This window comes from Vibrio alginolyticus NBRC 15630 = ATCC 17749 (assembly GCF_000354175.2).
In the GTDB taxonomy this organism is placed as follows: domain Bacteria; phylum Pseudomonadota; class Gammaproteobacteria; order Enterobacterales; family Vibrionaceae; genus Vibrio; species Vibrio alginolyticus.
Map to the genome: position 1 here is coordinate 558094 of NC_022359.1, position 25595 is coordinate 583688.

At 44.9% G+C, this 25595-nt stretch carries 20 protein-coding genes; 9 read left to right on the forward strand and 11 right to left on the reverse strand.

Going from position 1 to position 25595, the window contains the following annotated elements; translation table 11 throughout:
• Positions 1-12 precede the first annotated feature (12 nt).
• From N646_RS17860 to N646_RS17880, 5 genes are all read left to right on the forward strand, one after another.
• On the forward strand, positions 13-939 hold the full coding sequence (locus tag N646_RS17860) for a metal ABC transporter solute-binding protein, Zn/Mn family (RefSeq protein ID WP_005374249.1): 927 nt from the start codon (positions 13-15) through the stop codon (positions 937-939).
• Positions 939-1667: a metal ABC transporter ATP-binding protein gene (locus tag N646_RS17865; RefSeq protein ID WP_005374248.1), complete on the forward strand. Its 729-nt coding sequence runs from the start codon at positions 939-941 to the stop codon at positions 1665-1667. Before N646_RS17860 ends, N646_RS17865 begins: the two co-directional genes overlap by 1 nt.
• A complete protein-coding gene (locus tag N646_RS17870) occupies positions 1667-2542 on the forward strand; it encodes a metal ABC transporter permease (protein ID WP_005374244.1) in 876 nt (291 codons plus the stop codon). The genes N646_RS17865 and N646_RS17870 overlap by 1 nt, the downstream gene beginning before the upstream one ends.
• A 22-nt stretch (positions 2543-2564) precedes the next feature.
• The gene (locus tag N646_RS17875; RefSeq protein WP_005374240.1) at positions 2565-3434 is read left to right on the forward strand and encodes a metal ABC transporter substrate-binding protein; all 870 of its coding nucleotides are present in this window, start codon (positions 2565-2567) and stop codon (positions 3432-3434) included.
• A gap of 215 nt (positions 3435-3649) precedes the next feature.
• A complete protein-coding gene (locus tag N646_RS17880; protein WP_005374238.1) occupies positions 3650-4699 on the forward strand; it encodes a porin in 1050 nt (349 codons plus the stop codon).
• 218 nt (positions 4700-4917) lie between these two features.
• Here the strand turns inward: N646_RS17880 and N646_RS17885 are convergent, their stop codons facing one another.
• From N646_RS17885 to speA, 4 genes are all read right to left on the reverse strand, one after another.
• Positions 4918-7083, reverse strand: coding sequence for a S9 family peptidase (locus tag N646_RS17885; RefSeq protein ID WP_031777219.1), 2166 nt, complete (start codon positions 7081-7083; stop codon positions 4918-4920).
• Between the two features lie 311 nt (positions 7084-7394).
• The gene (emrD, locus tag N646_RS17890) at positions 7395-8600 is read right to left on the reverse strand and encodes a multidrug efflux MFS transporter EmrD (RefSeq protein WP_017635532.1); all 1206 of its coding nucleotides are present in this window, start codon (positions 8598-8600) and stop codon (positions 7395-7397) included.
• 409 nt (positions 8601-9009) lie between these two features.
• Entirely contained in the window at positions 9010-9930 is a 921-nt protein-coding gene (speB, locus tag N646_RS17895) for an agmatinase (RefSeq protein WP_005374233.1), read from the reverse strand.
• Between the two features lies 1 nt (position 9931).
• Entirely contained in the window at positions 9932-11842 is a 1911-nt protein-coding gene (speA, locus tag N646_RS17900; protein ID WP_031777220.1) for an arginine decarboxylase, read from the reverse strand.
• Positions 11843-12165: 323 nt separating this feature from the next.
• On the opposite strand from speA, the gene N646_RS17905 reads away from it, so the two are divergent.
• Positions 12166-12891, forward strand: coding sequence for an MBL fold metallo-hydrolase (locus N646_RS17905; protein WP_021035905.1), 726 nt, complete (start codon positions 12166-12168; stop codon positions 12889-12891).
• A 66-nt stretch (positions 12892-12957) separates the two neighbouring features.
• Here the strand turns inward: N646_RS17905 and N646_RS17910 are convergent, their stop codons facing one another.
• The 3 genes from N646_RS17910 to N646_RS17920 form a co-directional block, all read right to left on the reverse strand.
• Positions 12958-13386, reverse strand: coding sequence for an ATP-dependent zinc protease family protein (locus tag N646_RS17910; RefSeq protein ID WP_005384193.1), 429 nt, complete (start codon positions 13384-13386; stop codon positions 12958-12960).
• Positions 13387-13451: 65 nt separating this feature from the next.
• Positions 13452-14357, reverse strand: a complete 906-nt coding sequence (gene rimK, locus N646_RS17915) for a 30S ribosomal protein S6--L-glutamate ligase (RefSeq protein ID WP_005374224.1) — start codon at positions 14355-14357, stop codon at positions 13452-13454.
• Positions 14358-14686: 329 nt separating this feature from the next.
• Positions 14687-15301: a TetR/AcrR family transcriptional regulator gene (locus N646_RS17920; protein WP_021035906.1), complete on the reverse strand. Its 615-nt coding sequence runs from the start codon at positions 15299-15301 to the stop codon at positions 14687-14689.
• 155 nt (positions 15302-15456) lie between these two features.
• Here N646_RS17920 and N646_RS17925 point away from each other — a divergent pair, with 155 nt between their 5' ends.
• A complete protein-coding gene (locus N646_RS17925) occupies positions 15457-16470 on the forward strand; it encodes an MBL fold metallo-hydrolase (RefSeq protein ID WP_017819715.1) in 1014 nt (337 codons plus the stop codon).
• A 130-nt stretch (positions 16471-16600) separates the two neighbouring features.
• Positions 16601-16945, forward strand: a complete 345-nt coding sequence (locus N646_RS17930) for a DUF5329 family protein (RefSeq protein ID WP_017819716.1) — start codon at positions 16601-16603, stop codon at positions 16943-16945.
• On the opposite strand, the gene N646_RS17935 is transcribed toward N646_RS17930, so the two are convergent.
• Together N646_RS17935 and N646_RS17940 are read right to left on the reverse strand one after the other, a co-directional pair.
• Complete coding sequence (locus N646_RS17935; RefSeq protein ID WP_017819717.1) at positions 16913-17812, reverse strand: LysR family transcriptional regulator; 900 nt, start codon at positions 17810-17812, stop codon at positions 16913-16915. The two genes, N646_RS17930 and N646_RS17935, sit on opposite strands and share 33 nt — an antisense overlap.
• A gap of 1332 nt (positions 17813-19144) precedes the next feature.
• Complete coding sequence (locus N646_RS17940; protein WP_017819719.1) at positions 19145-19483, reverse strand: YggL 50S ribosome-binding family protein; 339 nt, start codon at positions 19481-19483, stop codon at positions 19145-19147.
• Between the two features lie 266 nt (positions 19484-19749).
• Here N646_RS17940 and N646_RS17945 point away from each other — a divergent pair, with 266 nt between their 5' ends.
• Entirely contained in the window at positions 19750-21786 is a 2037-nt protein-coding gene (locus N646_RS17945) for a PhoX family protein (RefSeq protein ID WP_017635525.1), read from the forward strand.
• A 99-nt stretch (positions 21787-21885) separates the two neighbouring features.
• Here the strand turns inward: N646_RS17945 and N646_RS17950 are convergent, their stop codons facing one another.
• Together N646_RS17950 and N646_RS17955 are read right to left on the reverse strand one after the other, a co-directional pair.
• Complete coding sequence (locus N646_RS17950; RefSeq protein ID WP_017819720.1) at positions 21886-23277, reverse strand: glycoside hydrolase family 1 protein; 1392 nt, start codon at positions 23275-23277, stop codon at positions 21886-21888.
• Between the two features lie 148 nt (positions 23278-23425).
• A complete protein-coding gene (locus N646_RS17955) occupies positions 23426-25486 on the reverse strand; it encodes a sensor histidine kinase (RefSeq protein ID WP_017819721.1) in 2061 nt (686 codons plus the stop codon).
• Positions 25487-25595 lie beyond the last annotated feature (109 nt).

A 25595-nucleotide genomic window follows, 5' to 3' on the forward strand; every position in this document is an offset into this window, starting at 1 on the left:
TTGATAAGTACTATGATCAAACGCTCTCTTTTACGTCGTATTCTTACAGCCACCGCGTTATTGACGGTGTCTTCTACTGGCTTTGCTGCCGATAAACTCAGTATTGGTATTACGCTTCAACCTTATTACAGCTATGTTAAAGCCGTTGTTGGTGAGAAGGCGGACATCGTTCCTTTGGTTGATGCTGGTTTTAATCCTCACAACTATTTGCCACAACCTAATGATCTTAAGCGCTTAAATGAAATGGACGTAATAGTGATCAATGGTATTGGTCATGACGATTTTGCACTGAAAGTGATCAAGGCTTCTCAGCGTGATGATCTCGTGGTTATCGAAGCGAACAAAGAAGTGCCTTTATTGCCCGCTATGGGGCAGTCTGTTGGTCAAGGAGCAGTGAACCCTCACACCTTTGTCGGTCTATCAACAACCATTCAAAAGGTTTACACCATCGCGAGTGAGCTAAGCCAATTGGACCCAGACAATGCTACGTTCTATCGCCAAAATGCTCGTAAATACGCGAAAACATTTCGCCTGATGAAGCGTGATGCAATGTTGTCTCTTGGTGAGTTGGACACGGCTGGTATGAAGGTGGCGACAACCCACAATGCTTACGGATATATCCTTCAGGAGTTTGGTGTTGACGTTGCCGCTGTCATTGAGCCTGCTCATGGTGTAGAACCAAGTGCAAGTCAGCTACAGGAAACGATAGAGAAAATTCGTGAATCGGGCATTGATGTTCTGTTTTATGAGCTCAATATGCCGAATCGCTTTGTTGATACCATCGAAGAGGCGACCGGGGTGCAGCTTTATCGCTTTTCTCACATGACTCACGGTGAGTATGAGGCTGATAAAGTCGAGGTTGAGATGCGAGATAATGTGGAAACACTAATCGAAGCCATGAAATTTGTGGCGAGTAAGCGAGCAGGGGAAAAGGCGTGATGACTGGACCTTCCGTTTCCTTAAGTAACGTGGGCCTAAAATACGCCGACAATATCATTTTGCAGAACATCAGCGCCGAATTCGAGAACGCGAAATGTCACGTTATTATGGGACCGAACGGCGGTGGTAAAACCTCTTTGCTTCGTTCGGTACTTGGACTCACGCCATTTTCGGGAAACATAGCGCTCAATTGGCCAGAACCATCAGCTGCATCGGGGAAGATAGGGTATGTGCCACAAAAAGCGATGTTTGAAGCAAGCCTCCCGTTAACCGTGATGGATTTTGTACTGCTTAACCAAACTCGTATCCCTCTATTTTGGCGACGTAAAACGAAACAAACTCAACATGCCCTGGCCCAGCTGGATCGCGTGGGTATGGCAACGCGTAGCGACCGTCGTATGGGGCAACTCTCTGGCGGTGAGCAACAGCGTGTTTTGTTTGCGCAAGCTTTACTGGATGAGCCCAATTTATTGGTTTTAGACGAACCTACAACTGGCATGGATGAGCAAGGTGTTCGATATCTTGAAGGTTTGATTCATGAAGTTGTTGGAGAAGGCAAAACGGTGGTGGCAGTACATCATGACGTGACCGCCGTGCGCCGTTTAGATGCGCAGGTCCATGTCGTAAATCGTCAAATTGTGGCGTCAGGTCACCATTCAGATGTGCTAAGCCCTGATCGTATAGAAACATTATTCAAGCACTACACAGCAAAAGTGGAGGCTGCATAATGGATTGGTTGCGAGAGTTAGCGGTTAGCGGCGTTGAAGCTGGATGGTTAAGCGATAGCTTTTCTTATGCCTTCATGGTAAACGCAATTGTGGCAGCGCTGATATTAGGACCATTACTTGGTGGTCTTGGTACATTAGTCATCGCCAAGCGACTGGCTTTTTTCTCTGAAGCGGTTGGGCATGCTGCGCTTACCGGAATCGCGATTGGTGTGTTGCTCGGTGAGCCGCCAGAGAATCCGATCATCGGATTGTTTAGCTTTTGTATGATTTTTGCGCTGTTGCTTCACTTTGTTCGTAATCGTACGAATGTACCTTACGACACACTGGTTGGGGTTTTTCTTGCATTAGCGTTAGCGGTTGGTGCTGCGCTGTTAATGTACGTTGCTCGTAAGATCAACATTCACATGTTGGAGAACGTGTTGTTTGGCTCGATCTTGACTGTGACGGACAACGATATCCTTATTTTAGCGATCAGTTGTTTGATCATATTACTGCTTCTTATTCCAACGTTTAACCGCATTTTGCTAACTTGTATCAGCCCGGATATTGCACGTGTACGCGGCTTTAATACCAGCTTTTATGATTACTTATTTGTCATGATGATCACCTTGGTCACCATCGCCGCGGTAAAGATTATTGGCGCGGTATTGGTTGGTGCATTGCTGCTGATTCCTGGTGCAACGGCTAGGTTATTGACTAAACGCATGGGCAGTTTTGTTCTCCTTTCTTCTTTATTGGCAACCATTGCGTGTTTAATAGGAACCATACTGCCGATGGAGCTTGAGCTACCAGTGCCATCAGGCGCATCCATCATCATTGTTTCTGCGGCATTTTTCCTAACAGCAACGGTTTACCGAATTATCCAAAAAGCGTAACCCTTTTTATAAAGTAATGAACATGAAGATAAAAAAATTAGCGATAACTTTTGGTTTGGTTATAGCGACAACACTTCCATCGTTGGCAAGCGCCAAAGACATTTTAACCAGCACTCCCGTCACGTACATGTTGTCTGAGCAACTCATGAAAGGTACAGGGATAGAGACTCAGTATCTGCCTCCAAAGCGTTACGGCGTTGAGCGTCTTGAGAACTGGTTCGCAAATAAAGGTACAGAGCAAGTTAAGCAAGCGGGTCAAGCCGCGACGGTTGCTATTACTCTTGGTGCGATTTGGAAACAAGACCCGACTTATGTTTACGCTCGACAGGGCAACATTCACTTGATTGAAATCGATGCATCGCAGGCCATTTCTCCTAGAGCTCAAGGAGTTGCAGTTCTGACATTGGAAAACGGGTCAACATCGAAGTACGCATGGCTGAACCCTACAAACTTAATCCGAATGGCGGGCATTGTTGGAGAGGATCTACAACGTGTATATCCTGAACACCAAAAGGCGATTCAAACGAATCAACAGGCTCTTATGCTCAATGTGCGTGAACTGATCAACCAACAACAGGCAGAGATCTTCGATAAAGGCATCGATTCAGTGGTACTGATGAGTGAGTCATTAGAGGACTTTGCCTCTGGCAACCAATTGTTTGTGGTTGGGCGCGAATTTAAGCCGGAACTTGAGTGGACAGAAGAAGACAAATTATCTTTAAAAGCTCAGTTTGAACAAGATAAAACGCTATGGTTAGTGACGGATAAACGACCGTCGAAAACCTTGACATCGCTTATTAAACCGAGCCGCATACTGCAAATTGATGTTATTGACCGCTGGGGCAGTAACGGTATCAAAACTGAGAAGCCACTCGCACGTTGGGAGATGTGACACGTAAAAAGCCACAGATTTTATGATGGGGAGTGAAAAGTTCCCTATTTTTTTGTGATTAAGCTCAAAATGTGAGCATTGATACCACTGGTTGCATAAGAAAGTGTTTGTTTCATTTCTATTTCATTACTACTTTGTTATGTGTTCGTTGCGATTGATTCGGATTTAATCTGTTTCTAAGCGAACCGGTACAAACAACTATACGGATGTTAACAATGAAAATGAAAACTCTAGCCGTTGCAGTGGCGGCACTAGCATGTGGTTCACAGGCCTTCGCAGCAGAAGTTTACAACAGCGATGGTACATCTTTATCGATCGGCGGTCACGTTTCAGTTGGCGTGGGTGAGTATTTCGAAGAAGAAGTAAAAGTTCACCAAGTGTCTCCACGTATCAATGTTGCGGGCAAGAAAGACATTGGCAACGGTATCACTATCGACGCTAAAGGCGAATGGGCACTTAACTACCTAAATGGTGGTAGCCAGTCGTTTTCAACTCGTTTGGGCTACATCGGCGCGACCCACCAGCAGTTTGGCCGTTTAGTGGGAGGTACACAGTGGTCTCCGTACTACGATGTCGCTGGCGTTGCGGATCTACCAATCGCGTTCGCGAACGACTTTTTGTACGACAATCACAACAATCTAGGTACTGGTCGTGCTGAAAAAATGATCAGCTACCGTAAAAGCTTTGAGTTTGGCGAAGGTTTTGCTTTCAACCTAGGTCTTGGTTGGCAAGGTGAAAATGATGATAGAGGCCTATCATTACAACAAAACCCTAACACAGGTCTTCCAGAATACGTTTCTAAAGGCAGCAAGTATGACCAACGTGGTCAAATCGCACTGAGCGGCTCTGTTGCGGGCTTTGGTCTAGGCTACGTATACAGCGGCGGTGATGTTGAGAATTCTGGTCTAGGTACTAAAACTGCTGAATCACACCTTGTTTCTGTAAATTACGGTGAGTATGGCTCTGGTCTGTACGCAGCTGTTGTATACGGCATGAACGAATACTTCTACGAGATGCGTGAAGAAACTACTCAGATTGAGGGCCTACTAGCGTACGGAGTCAACAATTGGACGTTCAGCGTTAACTACGAAGGTGTAGAAGACGACAAAGACAACAAGACAGTTTCAAGCGAAACTGCGCTACAAGCAGAGTACGCAGTAACTCCTGCATTCGTTACTTTCGCTGGTTACCAGTTTGACCTAGGTAACGACTACAACAATGAAGAGAACGACTACTGGACTCTAGGTGCTCGTTACTACTTCTAATAAATAGGCCAGTTTCTACTGCCTAAACACATTTATTGTGTTAACGCCTACTCGTTGTGAGTAGGCGTTTTTCTTTCTGCTATCCTTTGGCTATAAGAGACGCTAGTCATTCTGTGCTTAGGTAACCCCACTCTTTGTTTAGAGAGTGCGTCTATAAAAAATGCCCGCAACTTGCGGGCATTTTTGTTGTTAGAAGAGATGCAGTTCTATTAATACGCTTATTTTTTATCGAGTAAATCGAGGAAGAAGGCATACTCTAGCGCATCTTCTTTTAAGCGCTTAAATCGACCAGATGCGCCGCCGTGTCCGGCTTCCATATCGGTTTTGAACAACAAGACGTTATCGTCTGTCTTCATTTCACGAAGTTTGGCGACCCACTTCATTGGTTCAAAGTACTGTACTTGAGAGTCGTGCAAGCCAGTCGTTACCAACATGTTCGGGTAGTTTTGCGCCTTGATGTTGTCGTAAGGCGAGTAACTCAACATATAGTCATAGTATGTTTTGTTATTTGGGTTACCCCATTCATCATACTCATTGGTGGTCAATGGAATCGATTCATCGAGCATGGTGGTTACCACGTCCACAAACGGAACATGTGCACCGATACCGCGGTACAGTTCTGGTGCTTGGTTGATGATAGCCCCCATTAAGAGACCTCCTGCAGAGCCACCAACAGCGAAGACTTTATCTTTCGCGCCGTAGCCTTGTTCAACCAAACCTTTAGTCACATCAATAAAGTCGTTGAATGTGTTTTGCTTGGTTAGTTTTTTACCGTCTTCATACCAAGGGCGGCCAAGCATTTCAGATCCACGAATATGAGCAATGGCGTAAACAAAGCCGCGATCCAATAGACTCAAACGTGTCGAGCGGAAAGTTGGCTCAATGGTTGCGCCATAAGACCCATAACCATATTGGTAGAGTGGATTCGTACCATCTTTCTTAAATAAGTCTTTACGATACACCAAAGAAACGGGTACTTCTTTACCGTCACGGGCTGTGACCATGATGCGTTCTGATTGGTAATTGTCAGGATTAAAATCACCAAGTACAGGTGTTTGCTTCATGATTTCTGACCCGCCCGTTGTTAGATCGAAATCGTAGTAGGTTCCTGGAGTGGTTAAACTGCTGTAATAAATACGAACTTTCTCGTTATCCAGCTCTAGGTTACCTGTCAAATAGGCAGCAAACGCATCGTCATTAAATGTGAGGGGGAATTCTTTTCCTGTTGAAAGCTGACGTACAGTGACGCTTGCTAGGCCGTTAGAGCGCTGCTCATAGACGATGTGATCATCGAATAACTCGAAGTCGACAAGTTGAGTGTTGTCGTCTGCGGCAATCACATCTTGCCATTTAGAGCGGTCATGTATGTCATTTTGATGAACTTTCATCAAACGGAAGTTGACGGCTTGATAGTTAGTATAAATGTAGTACCAATCGCCTAGCTTAGAAATACTGTATTCAATGCCATCTTCGCGAGGATAGAACGGTTTCGCCTTTGCTTTAGGGTTGTTCGCATCAATGATAGAGACCCCACTGGTTTCTGTACTCGAATGCCAGATATAAATATCTTCGCCATCTTTGCTTTTGCTTAGTGAGGTGTAATAGGCGCTGTCGGTTTCCTCAAAAATCAGCTCATCGTTGCTTTGTGGTGTGCCCAATACATGACGATAAACTTGGTAGCCCAATAAGGTCTGAGGATCTTTTTTGATGTAGTAAAAGGCGTTGTTATCGTTCTGCCATGCGACAGCGCTTGAGGCCCCTTCGATTTCATCTTGTAGGTAATTGCCTGTTGTCAGGTCTTTGATCTTAAGGGTGTACACGCGGCGGCTTAATGTGTCTTCGCCATACGCCAATAAGTTTTCATTCGGACTAACGTATAGGCCGCCGATACTGAAAAATTCATGTTCTTTTGCTAGTTCATTGACATCTAAAATGATTTGTTTGTCTTTGCCTGCAAAGTCTTTAGCTCGCAAATGGACTTCGTACTCGTTATCTCCGGTCACTTCACTGGAGTAGAAGTAGTTGCCTTTACGAACCGGTACTGAGTTGTCGTCTTTTGCGATACGCCCTTTAATTTCTTCAAATAGCGTATCTTGAAATGTTTCAGTGTGCTTTAGAACGGTTTCTGCGTACTGATTTTCTTTCTCTAGGTGCTGTAAAATTTCAGGGTCTTTACGTTCGTCGTCACGCATCCAGTAGTAGTTATCAACGCGGGTATCGCCATGAATAGTCATCGCGTGAGGGACTTTTTTCGCAACCGGAGCTTGAGTTTGTTGAGCAACGATCTGTGTTTGGGAGTATTGAGTCATGCTGGGGGTTCCTTGATTGCTGCATCCGGCGACAAGCGCGACCGAGACGGTCAACGTAGTTAAAGTGAAACGCATCTGATTTTATCCTTATTGTACACCCAAGTGGCCTCATCCTGAGGGCTGGGCTTTCATTTTGTTAGTGGTTTTCAGTTGTCCATTCTTTGTTATGGGGTATGCCGAAAAAGTGAGAATCCTCAATATTTTCGAGTTGGCTACTCAATTTGAAGGAAGCTGAAAACACATTGTGTAAGCAGCTGTTATTTTTAACAAATATCAATTCGAAAGTTAAATCATTCTCATCGGGAAATCGATATAGTGTGATATGAAAAAAGGGACACACTTGTTGAGTGTGTCCCTTTTGGATTTTGAAAGTAAGCTGATAATGATCAGATAACTTGCGGTACTTCGTTTGAGTGATTGTGTGCTCGATTCACCCACATTAACCCAAGCATTGCAATTACCGACATTGCCATCATCAAAATGCCCAAAGGCATCTGGTTATGCGCTGGAAATAGTGACGCGAGCAAAGTTGCGACACCTGCCCCCAAGTTTTGCATGCCACCCAATGTCGCGCCTGCTGTTCCTGCATGGTATGGGAATGGCGCAATCGCTCCAGTTGTTGCCGCTGGGAAGAGAATACCTGCACCCAAAAAGTACACGGTTGCGCCTCCAACCAGCGTTAATGCAGTGGTTAAACCAAACAAGCCTGGGATGAGCACAATAGCAGAGCCCACAAAAATAGAGACCAAGCCTACATTTAAAGCACGACGCTCAGAGCGACGTCTTGCGATGTAGCTAGATAAGCCTGCACCCACCAAGTAACCTGGGATCGGCAATATAAACAGCAAACTTACCGTTGTTGCTGGTAATTCTAATACCCCACCTAACAACACCCCAGCTGCCGCTTCGAATACACCCACACCAGCGAATGTTGCAACCAGGCAAATCAAAAAGCCTTGAAAGCGACGGTCAGACAAAACGTGTTTGTAGCTTTTGGCTACTGGTTCGAATTTGCGTTTCTCTTTTGGTAGCGTCTCCATCATGCTTGTCATCATGGTGATCACAACCGCGATAGCAAATAGCGCTAAGAACAAGTAGCTCGACCGCCATCCGAAAGCTTCTGTTAGGTAACCGCCTAATACTGGTGCCATTAATGGTGAGAAAATCACACACATGCTAATTAAGCTGTTTGCTCTGTGTAGATCAGAGCCTTCAAAGCAATCGCGAGTCAGAGTGCGTGACATCGCACCGCCGCAGCCAATACCTAAGCCTTGGATAAAGCTACCAATCAAGAACCATTCAAATTGATGTGCAAATAATGCTACCAGTGTACCCACGATGTAGATAAGCAGCCCGACGATGATGATCGGTTTGCGTCCCAAGCGGTCCGATAGTGTGCCATACGCAAATTGCGACAAGCCATATGGGATTAGGTAACAAGCCATCACAGCTTGAAGTGATGACGCAGATACCAAAAACTCGCCCGCCATATGACCGATTGAAGGCACGTACATTGTCTGGGTCATTTGACCCACGGCAGTCAATATAGCGATTAAAAAGGTAAGTTTCGCTAATGGAAACGAAGCAGACATTTGCGTATCTCTCCAAAAAATTTAAGACGTAAAAACCCTTAGCGCTCTTTTATAGAGTGCCAACTGAATTCTTGTGTTGCGGGGGTATTTGCGCGAGATAATAGTGCTTGCTTGTATAATTAGCAATCGAAAAGTGTGAAGTTGAGCAAGATAAAAATCTATGATTTCAATTAGAAAAACTAATCCGATTTTGTTTTCAAAAAGAGATGCATTTCTTTGTCTAATTAAGTTAAATCTTTTACTTTTCGTGAATAGAATGAGCCTTATAGGTAACTGGTTTTAATGGTTAAAGTGCAAAAATAAAGCGTCTGCTCGGTTGATCTGAGTTCAAGATGAAACGAGTGAATAAAAGGTAGAGGAAGGCATCAGAAAGAAAAGGGAGCCGAAGCTCCCTTAGAAATGATTATGTCTATTCGCGCTCAGATGCGTATGCGTAAAGCATTTCTAGTGCGATGGTTGCTCCCGCTAGTGCGGTAACATCACTGTGGTCGTATGGAGGCGATACTTCGACAACATCCATACCCACGATATTCATGCCGGCTAAACCACGAATAATTTTCAGCGCTTTGTCTGAGTTCAAGCCACCACAAACTGGTGTACCAGTTCCCGGTGCGAAGGCCGGGTCTAAGCAGTCGATGTCAAAAGTGACATATACTGGCTTGTCTGCGACGGTGCGACGAATTTCTTCTAGGATCTCGTTCACCGACATGTCATTCGCTTGCATCGCATTAATCACATTGAAGCCGTGATCTTGCTGTTTGTACTCCGTACGAATGCCGATTTGTATTGAGTTCTTTGCTGAGATCAAACCTTCTTTCGGCGCATGGTAGAACATCGTACCGTGGTCGTATGAACTGCCATTTGCGTAGGTATCCGTATGAGCATCAAAGTGAATCAGAGCCATTTGACCATGATGCTTCGCGTAGGCACGCAGGATAGGCAGTGTGATGAAGTGGTCACCGCCCAATCCCAACATGGTTTTACCGCTTTTTAGAATTTCACTGGTTGCCGCCTCTAGACGGTAAGTGAAATCTTCCGCATCACCGCAATCGAACACAAGGTCGCCCGCGTCGATCACTTTCAGTTTATCCAATACGTTGAAGCTCCACGGGAACTTCTTACCTTCCCATGCCAAGTTGACTGAGGCACGGCGAATTGCATCTGGACCCATACGCGCACCTGGACGACCAGATGTTGCCATGTCCAGAGGGACTCCCAACACCACAACGTCTGCGTCTGCCGATACCGGGTTACGAATGTACGGCAGACGTAAAAACGACATAGAGTTGGAGTAAAGCGAATAATCAGTTTTAGTAAACAAATCATTCATATCAGAAGTCCTCTAAATAGGTGTATCCTGCTAGACCTTGTTCTAGTTCTGCTAGGATTTGTGCTTGTTCATTGGCTTCAACTCGCTGTGAAACCAATTGTTTATAATTGTCACGAATCGCATCCACGTCGATATGAACGTAGCGCATCATGTCTTCTACACTATCACCTTCGTTGATGTAACTGATCTCAAATTGACCGTGTTCATCAACATTGACTACAGCACTGTGGGTATCACCAAATAGGTTGTGCATGTCACCAAGGATTTCTTGGTATGCGCCTACTAGAAAAAAGCCCATTAAGTACGGTTTGTCTTTGCTCCAAGCTGGTACAGGTAGCGTGCTCTCGATGCCTTGACCATCAACGTAGTGATCGATCGCGCCATCAGAGTCACATGTGATGTCCAACATCACTGCACGACGCTCTTCCGCCTCGCCAAGACCAGAAAGTGGCAGAACAGGGAACACCTGATCAATACCCCAAGCATCTGGTAGAGATTGGAAGAGAGAGAAGTTCACGAAGAACTTATCTGCAAGACGTTCGCTCAACTCGTCCAGAATCGGACGGTGGAAGCGATTCTTAGTGCTCATCTTGCGGCTTAATTCGAAGTAAATGCGCAGTGACAATTGTTCTGCCCACGCACGTTGTTCCAAGTTAAGCACGCCTGTAGCAAATTGAGAGTGCACTTCTGCCAAATCACTTTGGGTATCATTGTAAATCTCAATTAACGCACGAGCGTCTGTACCATCTTGTAAGTTTTCCCAGTTTCGCCACATGTTTTGTAGCAAAAGCGGAGCGTCATCATCACGCTCATGTACTTCTTCCGGTAGGTACGATTCGGTACCAATTACGTTAGAAATCAATACAGCGTGGTGCGCTGTTAGCGAGCGACCCGATTCCGAAATGATCACTGGCATTGGTTGTTCGTATTGCAGACACACATCGCCCACTGTGTTGACGATATTACGTGCGTATTCTGCAAGGCCGTAGTTCATCGAATTCGATGATTGGCTGCGTGTGCCGTCATAATCCACTGCCAAGCCGCCGCCCACATCGAAGTACTCGATGTTTGCACCGAGTGCGCGTAGTTCGCAGTAGAAACGTGCAGACTCGTTCACACCATTGCGTACATCACGGATGTTTGCCATCTGTGAACCAAGGTGGAAGTGAACCAGTTGCATCGCGTCTAGGTTGCCTTCGCGTTTAAGACGTTCAATAACGCTAAGCACTTGCGATGCTGATAAACCAAACTTCGATTTTTCACCGCCACTTGCTTGCCATTTCCCTGCGCCTTGAGAGGCGAGGCGAATGCGTAAACCAAGGCGCGGTTTTACGCCCAAACTTTTCGCTTCTTCTAGTACCAGATCCAGCTCAGAAAGCTTCTCTAGTACGATGAATACTTTGTGGCCTAGCTTTTCACCGATCAGTGCAAGACGCACATACTCACGGTCTTTGTAGCCATTACACACGATCACGGAGCTACCTTGTTGAGCCAATGCAAGTACCGCCAACAATTCTGGCTTGCTACCCGCTTCAAGACCAAGCTGCTTGGTTTCTAGTTGAGCTTGGCTCGCTAGAATTTCATCCACCACTTCACGTTGTTGGTTTACTTTAATTGGGTACACCAACAAGTATTTGTTTGGATATTGGTATTCTTCAATTGCTTGGTTGAATGCGTGGCAAATACCATGCACACGTTGGTGCACAATTTGCGGGAAGCGTACTAATACAGGCAGATTTAACTGCTTCGCTTCTAGCTCATTTACAATCGCACTGAAAGGGATTTGATGTGCACGATCACTACGTGGTGATACATATACTTCGCCTTGGTCATCAATGCCGTAGAAACCTTGGCTCCAGTAGTGAACGTTGTAGTCCGCGCGGATGCGGTCTAATTTAGTTGCTTTTTCCAACTCGATTCTCACAAAAATGTACTTAACTCCTTAATTAATTAGAAGGAAAAGTACAAAAAAGCAAATCATGAGGTATTTACCTCATACCCTGACACGAACTCCGTGTGCGCGCATTAACGGATAAAAGGGCCCTTGAGTCTAATGATTAAAATCTATCATCTCGATTATGATTTGTTGTCGTCGCTACGTGTGAATATTTGTTTACCGAAGCGTCCATTCTGCTGTTATAGTTGGTCTGACCAGTAAGGATTCGGTCATGAAGCATCTCACTAAAATAAGGACATATTTTGCAGCTGCACAGAATTCAGGGGTACATTCAGACCATGTATCTCGCCGAATATTCCGATAAATTATTGTTGCTTGATGGTGCCAGTCGAGCAGACATCCCTCATCTTAAAGACTTTATTGAACATCAACTCCATCGTCCTTTTTCTGACCTAAAGTTGGTTGTTGTGACCCACATGCATCCAGACCATGCTGGTGGTGCGCACAAACTACGTGATTTAACAGGATGCAAGCTATTGGCCGCAAAGCGAGAGAACCAGTGGTATAGCGGTGTAGACGGTTGGCTAATGCATTTGACCGATTTGATGTTAGCACGCTGGATGGCGAATCGGATGCGTAAACCAAAGCAAAACCTGTGGTATTCCCGCAAGCTAAAGCCAGATATTGAACTTATTGATGGACAGTTTATTCCTGGATTTGATGATTGGCAGGTGCTAGAAACGCTAGGGCATACCGACCGAGATCTGTCGGTTTATCATTCTGAACAAGATGTGTTGTATGTGGCGGATTTAATGGTGCAGGTGAAAAAGCATCTGATTGCGCCGTTTCCCATATTTCATCCGAATCAATATCGGCAATCATTAAAGCGTGTGTTTGAGATGAATCCGCAATGTTTGCTTTTGGCACATGGGGGAGAGGTGACTTTGGATGAAAAAGCGTATCAGCACATTTTGAATACAGCGCCGACTAAGCCAATGACGCACTGGCGAGTGACAAAAGTTAAAGCGAAGGGATTGTTGTTTGCGTTATTTCGTAGGAAGTAGGCGAAGATAAAGCCAGACGAGTGATGCTCAACAAAAACGTTCGATCACTCATCTGAAGCTACGGGGTTAAGATGCCAATAAGTGAGATTGGCTAGGATCAACGAGCACTTTGTCTGCCATGCCCTGACGACCTAACAACATCATGTAAGTCATTTTTTCACGGTTAGTCAACGTAATGTCGATTGGCCATTGTTGGTCGCCCATACGCAGCATCGTTGTGATCACGCAGCGGTGCTCAAAAGTACCGTTAGAAGATTTAACCTTACGGTTTGCTTTTAGTTTCGCTGTGCAGCGAACCACTTGTTCTAAATGGTATACATCTGGGTGCAGATCGAATGCAACATAAGACTGACCATCTTTTTCAAAGCAATCAATATTGTCTACATGTAATGAAGAGGTTTGAGCGCCTGTATCAATACGCGCTTCAAGGTGAGTAATCCCTAACTCTGGCAAGCAAATAGCTTCGGCATTCCCAATGATCATTTTCTGATTCATAGTGTCATCCTAGCGACGAGTAACAAGAGAGCCGGCTTTTGGCTCTCTTGTGCGTTAAACAAAAATCAACCTTTACCGCGAGTACGGTTTGAATTTGGCTTAGCGTTTTTCTCGATAAAATCGAAGATCATACCTGCAATGTTTTTACCAGTTGCTAGTTCGATGCCTTCTAGACCAGGGGAAGAGTTCACTTCCATTACCACTGGGCCATTTTTAGATTGAAGGATATCCACACCACAAAGGTTCAAGCCCATCACTTTCGCTGCATTTACAGCGGTCGCACGCTCTTCTTTGCTCAAACGCACGAGTTGTGCAGAGCCACCACGGTGAAGGTTAGAACGGAACTCGCCTTCCTTTGCTTGGCGCTTCATTGCGGCAATCACCTTATTTCCGACAACAAAACAGCGGATGTCCGCGCCTTTTGCTTCTTCGATAAATTCTTGCACCATGATGTTAGCTTTCAAACCCATGAAAGCTTCAATCACACTTTCTGCCGCTTTATTTGTTTCAGCAAGTACAACACCAATGCCTTGAGTGCCTTCTAGCAATTTAATCACTAGAGGTGCGCCACCAACGTTTTTGATCACGTCCTGAATGTTGTCAGGATGGTGAGCAAAGCCAGTGCGTGGCAAACCGATGCCTTTACGTGATAGCAATTGCAATGAGCGCAACTTGTCACGAGAGCGGCTGATCGCGACAGATTCGTTGACACAAAATGTACCCATCATTTCAAACTGACGTACAACAGCAGTGCCGTAAAACGTAATAGATGCCCCAATACGCGGAATAACAGCATCGTATTGCGGTAATTCTTCACCCTTGTAGCGGATCTTAGGGTTGTTGCTCGTAATGTCCATATAACAGTGAAGCGTGTCGATCACATCGATTTGATGCCCACGTTCTTCACCCGCCTGTTTTAGGCGCATGGTTGAATATAAATTCTCATTACGAGAGAGAATAGCAATACGCATGGCAATTCCTTAGTAAGTCAGTACCAAATTAAAATATAAGTATAGAGCATAGAATGCAGTAGGCAGGTGATCATGTTATGACATAACCTACTTACTTCAACGATTTAGAATTGTGGTTGAACAACCACGTCGTCAGAGGTGCGCACCTTAGGGCGTTTTTTTGTGAGATGAAAACGAAAAAGCATCGTCGACACGACAAAAATATTTTATCGAACGCTCACGCCTTGCGGTATGAGACTGTCAAGGGTGAGATAAATAAAATTGAGCAAAAATTTCATCGCTTTGTCACGAATTATCGCTTAAAAAAGCGGCCAATTTGACCGCTGTTTTTAGCTGTTTTGATAGTGACTTAAAAAAAGTTCCGCCGTTTGGGTAGCTAACAGCCTAGATTCTTCATTCGACAAAGAGGGGCGAATTCCCATTAACTGCGGCCAGAATGCACTGCCTTTAAGTAAGTTGTGCAATTGAGTGCTTGCTATATGTACATCATCAATTTGCAAAGCGCCACTGTTCGATTTCTCAGTAAGCCAGCGGTACAGGGCGGTTTCCTGTTTCGACATTTGTTCTGCTTGTTCTTTGAGATCTTCCGGCTTAAATAAGAAGTGCCCAAATGCCACTTTTGCCAGCTCAATATAGTTTGGTTCCGTCACCACAATGATCTCGCTGTAGAGTAATTCAATCAATTGATCTTTAAGTGGCAGAGTGGCCAAGCGTTTAATATCGCTTTCCATCATTGACGAACGCCAAAGCTCAGTCAGCAACTCCGTCACGATCGCTTCCTTAGAAGGGAAGTGATTATAGACCGTGCGCTTAGAGACTTGTGCGATTGAAGAGAGCTTATCCATGCTGGTGTTTTGCACTCCAAACTCTTGAAACGCTTGCCTTGCCGCGCACAAGATGGCTTCTCTTTTGGTTTCGCTACGACTTTTTCTTTTTACATTCATAAGCTTGCTAAGTTAAGAAGATCATTTCTTGATCTATTTTACACTAAGTAGTTTACTTTTGATAATTAGAATGTAAACTGCACCGTGTAGTTTACTTTTGTTCGGGTTAACTTTTTATGAAAAAAACTTTGCTAGCCACAGTAGGAGCGTTCGCGATGGGTACATCCATGATTTCTTGTTCTAATGTTGATACTGAAAAAGCGCCAACATACCCGGACAAATTTGCAAATACAGAGTTGGAATACAAAAGCGGTTTGGGCGACATGTTCGAAATCATGAAAGCGTATTTTACGACTGAGCGCCTTAACCCAACACCAACGATTGAAATTCCAGTGCATGCGATCACAGCGCAGCAGCTGTTAGAAGAGCACGATGACGTCATCTATCGTCTGGGTCACTCAAGCGTATTAATGAAGCTCGATGGAAAACTGGTGATGACCGACCCTGTATTCAGTGATCGCGCGTCTCCTGTGAAATGGGCTGGGCCAAAACGTTTTCACAAAACTCCCATCACGATAGAAGATTTGCCAACTATCGATGTGGTGGTGATCAGTCATGACCATTACGATCACCTAGATAAAGCTTCTATTAAAGTGCTAGGCGACAAGGTGGGCACTTTCTTGGTGCCGTTAAAAGTGGGGCAATTACTGGTTAACTGGGGGGTGCCGAAGGAGAAAGTGATCGAGCTAGATTGGTGGGAGTCACATTCTGTCGACGGCATTGAATATACATTGACTCCGACTCAGCATTTCTCCGGTCGAGGTTTGACAGACCGCGATACGACGCTGTGGGGCAGTTGGGTTATCAATGCACAACAACACAAAGTGTTCTTCAGTGGTGACTCTGGTTACTTCAATGGCTTTAAAGAGATTGGCGAAAAGTACGGTCCATTTGACTTCACCATGATTGAAACAGGTGCGTACAATGAACTCTGGTCAGACATTCACATGTTCCCAGAGCAAAGCGTTCAAGCACACATCGATGTGCAGGGCAAAGTTATGATGCCGATCCATAACAGCACGTTTGATTTATCGATGCACGATTGGAATGAACCGATGCAACGCGCGTTAGACATCAGTGAAGAGCGCGGTGTAACGTTAGTTAGCCCTGAGATTGGTCAACGCTTGGCGATTGCGGAGCCTCAGCCTGCTCGGGCATGGTGGCAATAATTGCTGAGCTAAGCAGCCAAACACCAGAATAGTTAAGTCACTTATCAGTAGTTACTATTAGTAGTTAGTAGTTAGTAGTTAGTAGTTAGTAGTTAGTAGTTACGTGGCCAGGGATAAGGATAAAGGTGCGATGAAAGCAAAGTGGACGTTGTTACTTACATTAAGCATTCTGCCTACCTTTGCACTAGCAGGGGTAGAGCAAGATATCTCGACGTTGATAAAACGAGTTGAGCAATCCTCTTGCACTTTTATCCGCAACGGCAAGTCGTACACTAATCAAGAAGCAGCAGAACACATGCGCAATAAATGGGATTACGCCAAAGATGACGTTGATTCCGTGGATGTGTTTATAAAAGAAGTTGCGTCGAAAAGTTGGTTATCTGGCAAACCATATTGGGTGGATTGCCAAGAGGAACGCATTACCAGCGAAGAGTGGCTAACATCATTGATGCGCACCACCGATCACATCCAATAACACTTCTTTGATGGTCTGATAGCGCAGAGGTAGAGCACGACTGCGCTTACGAACCAGAAATAGCTCTTCACATACAGTGTTTTTCAGTTGAGCAATGTATAACGTGTCTTTTAGTGGAAAATTGTCGACCGCACTTTGAGGCAGCACGGTGAAGCCAAGTCCTTTGCTGACAGGCAGCAAAATTTGGCTCAATTGATTTACGTAGCCGGATAATGGTAAATCGCTCATCTTAATTTCTTGGAGCTGTGGTTCTTCACATTGGTCAAAAAACAGCGTCATGTAATGCTCGGCATCAGGGTGGCTAATGACACCACAGTCATGCAAGAGTTGTGGCGTTATCTGCTTATTTTGATATTGCTTTGGCAGAACCAAGCACAACCTCTCTTTACCAATTCGCTCACTGTGAAACAGACCTTTGTTGGGAACATCAGTCACGATACCAATATCAATGTGCCCTTGCGTTATGGCGTTGAGAATAGATTGATTTGGCGCGGCTTCTAAATGTAACGATAAGCTCGGGTGCTGTTTTTGCTTCTCCAAAATGGGCCCATACAACATTAACGCCATTGCACCAGAACAAGCCAGTTTACAATGGCCTGAAAACGCATCATCAAAACTGAGCTCTTCGAGCAGCTTCTTTTCTCTATCTTCTAACTCGAGCGCATATGCGTAGACAATCCTGCCTTGCTCGGTTAATTCGAAGCTTTTGTTTTCGCGCTTGATCAAGGCATGCTGACAACTTTGCTCTAATTTTTTGATGTGTTGGCTGACGCCAGGCTGAGTCATAAAAAGTTTTTCTGCCGTTTGCGTAAAATGACCGACTTCAATCAATGTCTTAAATGTATGTAACCAAACAGGATTAAGCATAGTGTGTGATTTTCTGAGAGCTTTGTTGGGAGACGTAAAGAAAATGATAGCACGGTGTTTTATGAAAACAGAGAAGACTTAAACGATAAAAGATGAATCGTTATCAATACATTACAGACAAAATAAAACCCCGCCTGGTTTCCCAGACGGGGCTTATTCTTTTTCGCAGCAATCCAGCTACTAATAGGTGCTCCCTGCATCTATCCTTGATTGTGGCTAAGTCCTTTAACCGAGTTCCTTGTTCATCGCCTTCCTAGCGGTGTCCATTCTTGCCTATCATCCTGACGGGCGAACTCTATCCTAGAGCTTAACTACATCCTTGCTGACAACTCATCCTAAGTTATCAAATCTTCATCCTGAAGATACCCAATCCTTTAGGCTTTTTTCCTGTTCCCGCCAACATCCTGTCGACAAATTGAGTATTGATGTTTTGCTGATTTGACTCAATTAACTTTTCTAAATTATTTTTACTGATTATTTTAAGTGAATTTAAATATTACTTTTAAATCATATATTTAATGTTTTTTCTGGCATTGCTCTTAGAGGTGATTAATCTATTTGCTCACAACTCTTGTAAGAGATCTCGCACAAGTTTGGTGGTGAATGTATTAATGTGCGCTTTTTGTTCCGAGTTCTGTGGATTGAACTGGATCACAATGCGTTAAAAGGGAGACGATAAAGATGAAAGTGAATTGATCTTGAGTAGAGATTTGTTTGAAAAGAAATAAAAATTCTTGCGGTTTTTATAAACAGTATGGTAAATCTGAAATGCCCACCTTGTTAATCCTTATTAAGATTCAATGACAGTATAAGTAGGGAACTTGATTGCCATTTTTCTGTCATATCTGGTGAGTAAGTTAACTGTGTCAGATAGATAATATGCCGTTTGCCAGTAAAAACAGGCTGCAAGAAATCGGTAATTATCATTATGTTGTGAAATTGGTCACGGTTAAATGATTGATTCCCTTATAGATTGAAGGGGATACGACCTTAGACAATAAGCTCCATGAGGAGCGTTACTTATATAAGATGAGGGACTTTACTATGAAAAAGACTAGAAGAGCTCAGCTACATCGTGTGCGTATTCAATACTGGAAAGACACGAAAGACGCACCAGCTAAAAAATCATAGTTAATTATACCTAAAGGCACGAGCTGGCTGTGGAACGCAGTTTCCCGTTGATTGCCAGCTCAAAAACGCCACAATCACTCCGCGCAACTTCCCAAGCACTCTATTTTTAATATCGCATTCTTCAAAAAATAAAAAAGCCAGTCTTAAGACCAGCTTTCTCTACCATTTACTGAGCTCTGCGTATTACAGGTTGCCCTTTAGTTACAGGTAGTTGGCGTCAACTAGTTCGCCCGCTTGCGCGCTTTTCACTTCTGGGCGTGCTTCTAACCATTTGATAACTTGCGCTTTCTGTTCTTCAGTCGCACTGCCGTAACGGTCAGTAGAACATAGGAAGCCTTCAAACAGTTCTAGACCACCGCCACCGAAGCAAAGACCAAGCTCGTCAATGTAGTCGATAAAGTCATCAACGAATGCATCGTAACGGTCGAAGTCGTTAATGTCTGTTTCACAGCTGATCTCGAAACCTAGGATTGCGAACTCACCTAAGAACAGCTTTTTACGGATACGACGGCTCTTGTTACCGATCTTGTCTAATTTCATGATTATCTCTCGTAGATGATTTGATTTCGTACACCTTATACCTTCTATCACACTTTAGCCCAAGTAAAATCAGAATGAAGCGATACAGTTGGTGATTATGTGACCAGAATTTAATTGCTTCGTTAGCTGTGTTGGTTGGTTTGCAGTATTGTTGAAACACAAGTTTCATATGTTTTAAGCACTTTTGTCATTTTTCTTATCCAAACTTCTTGCCGTTCAACTAATCACTTATTTATTAATTAAACTATAAGATCGGGAAAGTAAAAATGAGCAAGGAAACCTTTGACGCGACGCGTTATAACCAAAGTGAAAACAAACCATTTGAAGAAGTATTAGAAGCGAGCCTATCTCGACGCAGCATTCTGAAAGGTGGTTTAGGTATCAGTGCGATGACAGCGTTTGGTGCTTTCGGATTGGCTGGTTGTAACTCGTCTGACTCAGGGAGTACAGTAAGCAGTGGTTCGGGCGCATCTAAAGCCGTTCTTAACTTTGAATCTATCCCTGGCTCACTCACTGACGCAGTTTCAATTCCACAAGGCTACACCGCACAAGTACTAGTACCTTGGGGAACACCACTTAATGCACAAGGCAGCGCATGGCAAAATGATGGTACCAACACCAGTACCGATCAGTTAAATGCGCTAGGCATGCACCATGACGGCATGCATTTTTTCCCATTGAACGATAGCACTACAGATGGCTTGCTATGTATTAACCACGAGTACATCGACACATCAGCACTGCATCCAAACGGTCCGACGGTTGAAAATGGCGTACGTACCATTGTAGATGAAGTGCGTAAAGAGATTAACGCGCACGGTGTATCAGTGGTTCGCATTCAACTGGAAGACAACATGTGGAAGTTGGTTGATACCGACCCACTAAACCGTCGTTATACTGGTGCGACAGTCATGGATTTGTCTGGCCCGGTAGCCCACACATCTTTAACTGTCACTCGTTTCTCACCAGATGGCAGCCAAGCGCGTGGTACGTTAAACAACTGTGGCAACGGCTACACGCCGTGGGGCACTTACTTAACGTGTGAAGAGAACTGGCCTGGTTACTTTGTTAACGCCGGGACTCGTACAGAAGAGCAAGATCGCATTGGTGTTGATGACCAAAGCACACGCTACTTGTGGGAGACATTAGCAGGTAATGCAGAAGAGCGTCTTGATGAGTTCTCTCGCTTTAATGTGGCTCCAACAGGAGCAAGTGCGATGGATGATTACCGTAATGAAGCCAATGGTCACGGTTACATTGTCGAGATTGACCCTTACACGCAAAACTCACGTGCGAAGAAACGTACTGCGCTAGGTCGTTTCCGTCACGAGGGCTGTACTTTCGGTAAGCTTGAAGAAGGCAAACCAGTGGTATTTTATTCTGGTCACGATTCTCGCTTTGAATACCTATACAAATTTGAATCTGCGGCAGCGTGGGATCCAGCAGATGCTAACCCTGATAACCGCTTGGCGATGGGTGACAAGTACATGGACGAAGGCACACTGTATGTGGCGCGCTTCAATGAAGACAGCACAGGTACTTGGTTACCATTAACGCTTGATAGCGTAACAACCGCTGGTGGTACGTTAGCGGATCACTTTGATTCACTGGCTGAAATTATCATCAATACTGCGGGTGCGGCGGATTTAGTTGGGGCAACACCAATGGATCGACCAGAGTGGTGTACGGTTGATCCATTCACGGGTTCAGTATATTTAACATTGACGAACAATACGCGCCGTACAGATGAAACCAATCCTGCGAATCCACGTTTGAATAATAAGTTTGGTCATGTTATTCGTTGGGATGAAGGTGCTTCAGCAACTGACTTTACTTGGGATATCTTTGTGTTTGGTTCGCCAGCAAATGGTGATGCAGATACCAACCGTTCTGGCTTGAATGAGTTAAACCAGTTTGCGAGCCCAGACGGATTAGCGTTTGATGGCCGTGGTATTTTGTGGATTCAGACTGATAACGGCGCAGATGAAGTCACGTCTTACACCAATGATCAAATGTTGGCTGTTGTGCCATCGAAGCTAACAGATGAGAATGGTGATCAAGCTGTGATTGGTGCGGATAATCAAGCTGAATTGAAACGCTTCTTTGTCGGACCAAATGGTTGTGAAGTAACAGGCTTTACCATCAGCCCTGATTACAAATCATTGTTTGTAAATATTCAGCACCCAGGTAACTGGCCATACAGTGAAGATGCAGCCGAAGAAACGCCTGCTGGTGTTTCTGTGCGCCCACGAGCGGCGACAGTGGTTATTCGCCGTGAAGACGGTGGAGAGATTGCAGTTTAATCTCTAAATGAATAAACACCTTAAAATTCAAGCCCTGCAATTGCAGGGCTTGATGGTTTAGGCGAATGCCTAGTTGCACTTTATACCTAGACAACAGGCTTAGCTTTTCAATGAACCGCCTGAAGTACGAATCACGTCTTGATAGCAGAAAAAGCTTTTCTTGCGTTTACGTTCTAGCGTTCCTTGCCCATCATCATGACGATCGACATAGATAAAGCCGTAACGTTTGCTCATCTCAGCGGTTGAGTTTGCGACCAAATCGATTGGCCCCCAGCTGGTAAAGCCCATCAGCTCAACGCCATCCAGAATCGCTTCGTGTGCTTGAACAAGATGTTCGTTCAAGTAAGCGATGCGGTAATCATCTTGAATCTCACCGTTTTCATCGATTTCATCACGTGCACCTAAGCCGTTTTCTACGACAAACAGTGGTTTTTGGTAGCGATCGTGAAGGAAGTTAAGCAGAATGCGCAGGCCTTTTGGATCGATCAACCAACCCCACTGGCTCTTTTCAAGGTATGGGTTTGGTACGCTATCGACAATGTTACCCACTTCTTTCTGTTTCGGATCCGCACTTGCACAGCCACTTGCGTAGTAGCTGAATGAGATGAAATCGACACTTGCCGATGCAATTTCTTCTAAGTCGCCTGCTTCCATCTGAATTTCGATACCGTTTTCACGGAAGTAACGCTTCATGTAGCCTGGGTACTGACCACGCGTTTGTACATCACCGAAGAACAACCACTTGTTGTTTTCATGCATTGCAGCAAGCACGTCATCAGGGTTACAGGTGTATGGGTAGTTGATTGCGCCAAGCAGCATGTTACCAATTTTGCCGTTTGATACGATTTGCTGACACAGTTTTACCGCTTTTGCGTTTGCGACTAGCTGGTGGTGAATCGCTTGGTAAATCTCTTGTTCATTGGCGTCTTCTTGCAAACCAACACCAGTAAATGGTGCGTGTAGAGACATGTTGATTTCGTTGAACGTTAACCACAGCTTCACTTTGTCTTTGTAGCGCTCCAGCACGGTGCGAGCATAACGTTCGAAGAATTCGATGACGCGACGATCGCCCCAACCGCCGTAATTTTCAACCAGTGCGTAAGGCATTTCGTAGTGAGATAAGGTCACGAAAGGTTGGATGTTGTGCTCGGTAAGTTCGTCAAAAATTTTATCGTAGAACGCCAAACCTTCTTCGTTCGGTTCTAACTCGTCCCCGTTCGGGAAGATGCGGCTCCAAGCTAAAGATAGGCGCAGACAGTTAAAGCCCATCTCTTTGAACAGCGCGATGTCTTCTGGGTAGCGATTGTAGAAGTCGATCGCCACGTCTTTGATACCCGGTGTACGCTCTTCACGGGTTTGATGCGGACTCAAAATACCGTTTGGCAGCATGTCTGATGTCGATAACCCTTTACCCCCAAGGTTGTACGCCCCTTCTACTTGGTTTGCAGCAATGGCACCACCCCAAAGAAAATGTTCAGGAAACTTAATCATGTTTCTCACTCTTTATATTTAGGAAATGTTTGTGGATTTATTGCTTGAGAATAGTGTAGGAGACACCTCGATACTTGTATCGAGATCGTATTTTTCTCAAACAGCGGGGATGCTTAGTTCTAATGATGATTTTGTAATCAATATCAACCTAGGCTGATTTGAACAATAGAGTGAAAGTCAGCCCATTTTGTTCATTCTTATGCACGGTAATTTGTCCGTTCATATCACGCATATTGTTGGCCGTAATCGCTAAACCCAGCCCCAATCCTTCACCAATTTTCTTTGAGGTTTGGAAGGGTTCGAACATGGATTCAAGCATCTCATTCGACACGCCACAGCCATTGTCACTGACGATCAGTTCGACCTGATTAACAGTTGGATTGACGATCAAGTTGAGCTGCGGGTTGGTGGTGTTGTTCATTGCGTCTAGCGCATTCGAGACAAGATTACCGAGCACCTGAAGCAGTCGTTGTTCTTCACCCATGATGTTAGGTAAGTCATGAGGAACCCGAACACGCACATCCACCTTATCTAATTGGGATTGATAGACGCGCAAGGTCTCTTCGAGTGCGGAGGTAAGAGAAATCGCTTGTAGGCTTTCTGGTTTGTTATAGGCGAACGTCTTTAACTGGCTGGTCATGCTTGCCATGCGATCAATCAGCTTCTGCACCAATACGTTGTTGGCTTTCATCATCTCGGTTTCGCCACGTTCTGCTAACAGTTCGTTTGTTGTGAGCAAGGTACGTAAGCCCGTCAGTGGCTGATTGAGCTCATGAGTAATCGCGCTCGACATGCGACCCAAGGCGGCCATTTTGCTTGATTCAATTAATTGGTTTTGCGCTTCTTTTAGCGCTTGAGTACGCTCTTCTACCCGTTGCGCCAGTTCTTGGTTGACCTGTTGCAGCGATTGCTCGGCTTTTTTCCGCTTACTGATGTCTATGATCGTGGCAAGGAAATACTGCTCGCCATGCCAAGGGAAACTGGTTAGCGAGAACAGGACAGGGAAGACGCTACCGTCACTGCGTCTGGCGATGGTTTCGACCGTGCTGATCTCTGCGAGCTCTTTATGTTTAGGTAAATCCTTAAGCAACTTGAGTGTGGTGGAATTGGGGTTGCCTGCATCGAATAACTCCCAAGCAAAAGCGTGTCGATTGACGCTCTCTGGTAAACAGAACAAACGCTTCGCCATTGGGTTGAGATCGAACAGTTGCCCTTGTTCATCAATCAATAGTAAACCAACGTGGGTCTTATTGATCATCTGTTTCAAGCGGCGTTGGGACTCTTCCAACAGAGCTTGAATTCGTTGTTGATTGATGTGCTTTTGTCGTCGTTGTAAGCCAATGATGACGAGCAATACAACCAATAAGAGCAGCGCTGCTACGCTCCAACCAATCACATTGATGGTTTGTTGAATCGGCTTAGAAGGGGTGAGGTAGCTGACGTACCAATTCAAATCATCTAATTTAACGGTGTGTGCAAAATAACGCTGTTGGTTGAGCGTCCACACACTGATGTTGGTGTTGTCGTATAAGCGTTGCGTTTCTAACTGAACGGTGTTGCTCGGTTCGTTAAACCAGTCTGCGTTATAGAGCGAGCTGCTCGATAGGAAAAAGCGTTGCTGACGGTTCTGCAACGTAATGATGTCTTGGCTAGTAATGGTCTGTTCGGTCAATAGGCTAAGGTTGATTTGCACCACCACAATGCCAGCGATATCCAGACCATCGTAGATAGGGGCTGCAAGATAATACAATGGGCTCGAACCTTTGGTTTTGTTCACCAAGGAAACACCGCCGCCTTGGTTGTGAATTTGTTCCACAATGGCTTTTCGGTCAGACAGGCTAAAGCGCTCTTCGATCAAACTTGAGACCAATACTTCGCCAGAGTTAGACAGGATTAGCCAACCTTCCGTATTGGCGGCTTTATCTAGTTGAGTCAGTTGGGTTTGCAACGGTTCGTAATAAGTCAGATTCCCTTTCACAAAAGCGATGGTTTCTGGGTTATTGGTGACGAGGTAAGGTAAGTGGTAGAAACGTTTGAGTGCACGGCGAACTTCACCGATATAGTCGAGCAGTTTTTGTTGAGCTTCGGTTTGAGTTTGTACGCTCAACCATTGACGAGCAACCTCTCTGCTGGCGCTATAACAAGACAACATCAGCACTGCTGCAATTACGACCACAAGCCACGTTTTGCCATTCCTTTTGCGCTGCATACTGACTCCGTTCAGCTAGTGCGTTCTCACCGAGAGTCATTAAAGAGTGCGCCTAACTGGTTGGATGTTAAAGACTTGTAAGCAAGAAGTGAGATCTAGCTCCTTTTCT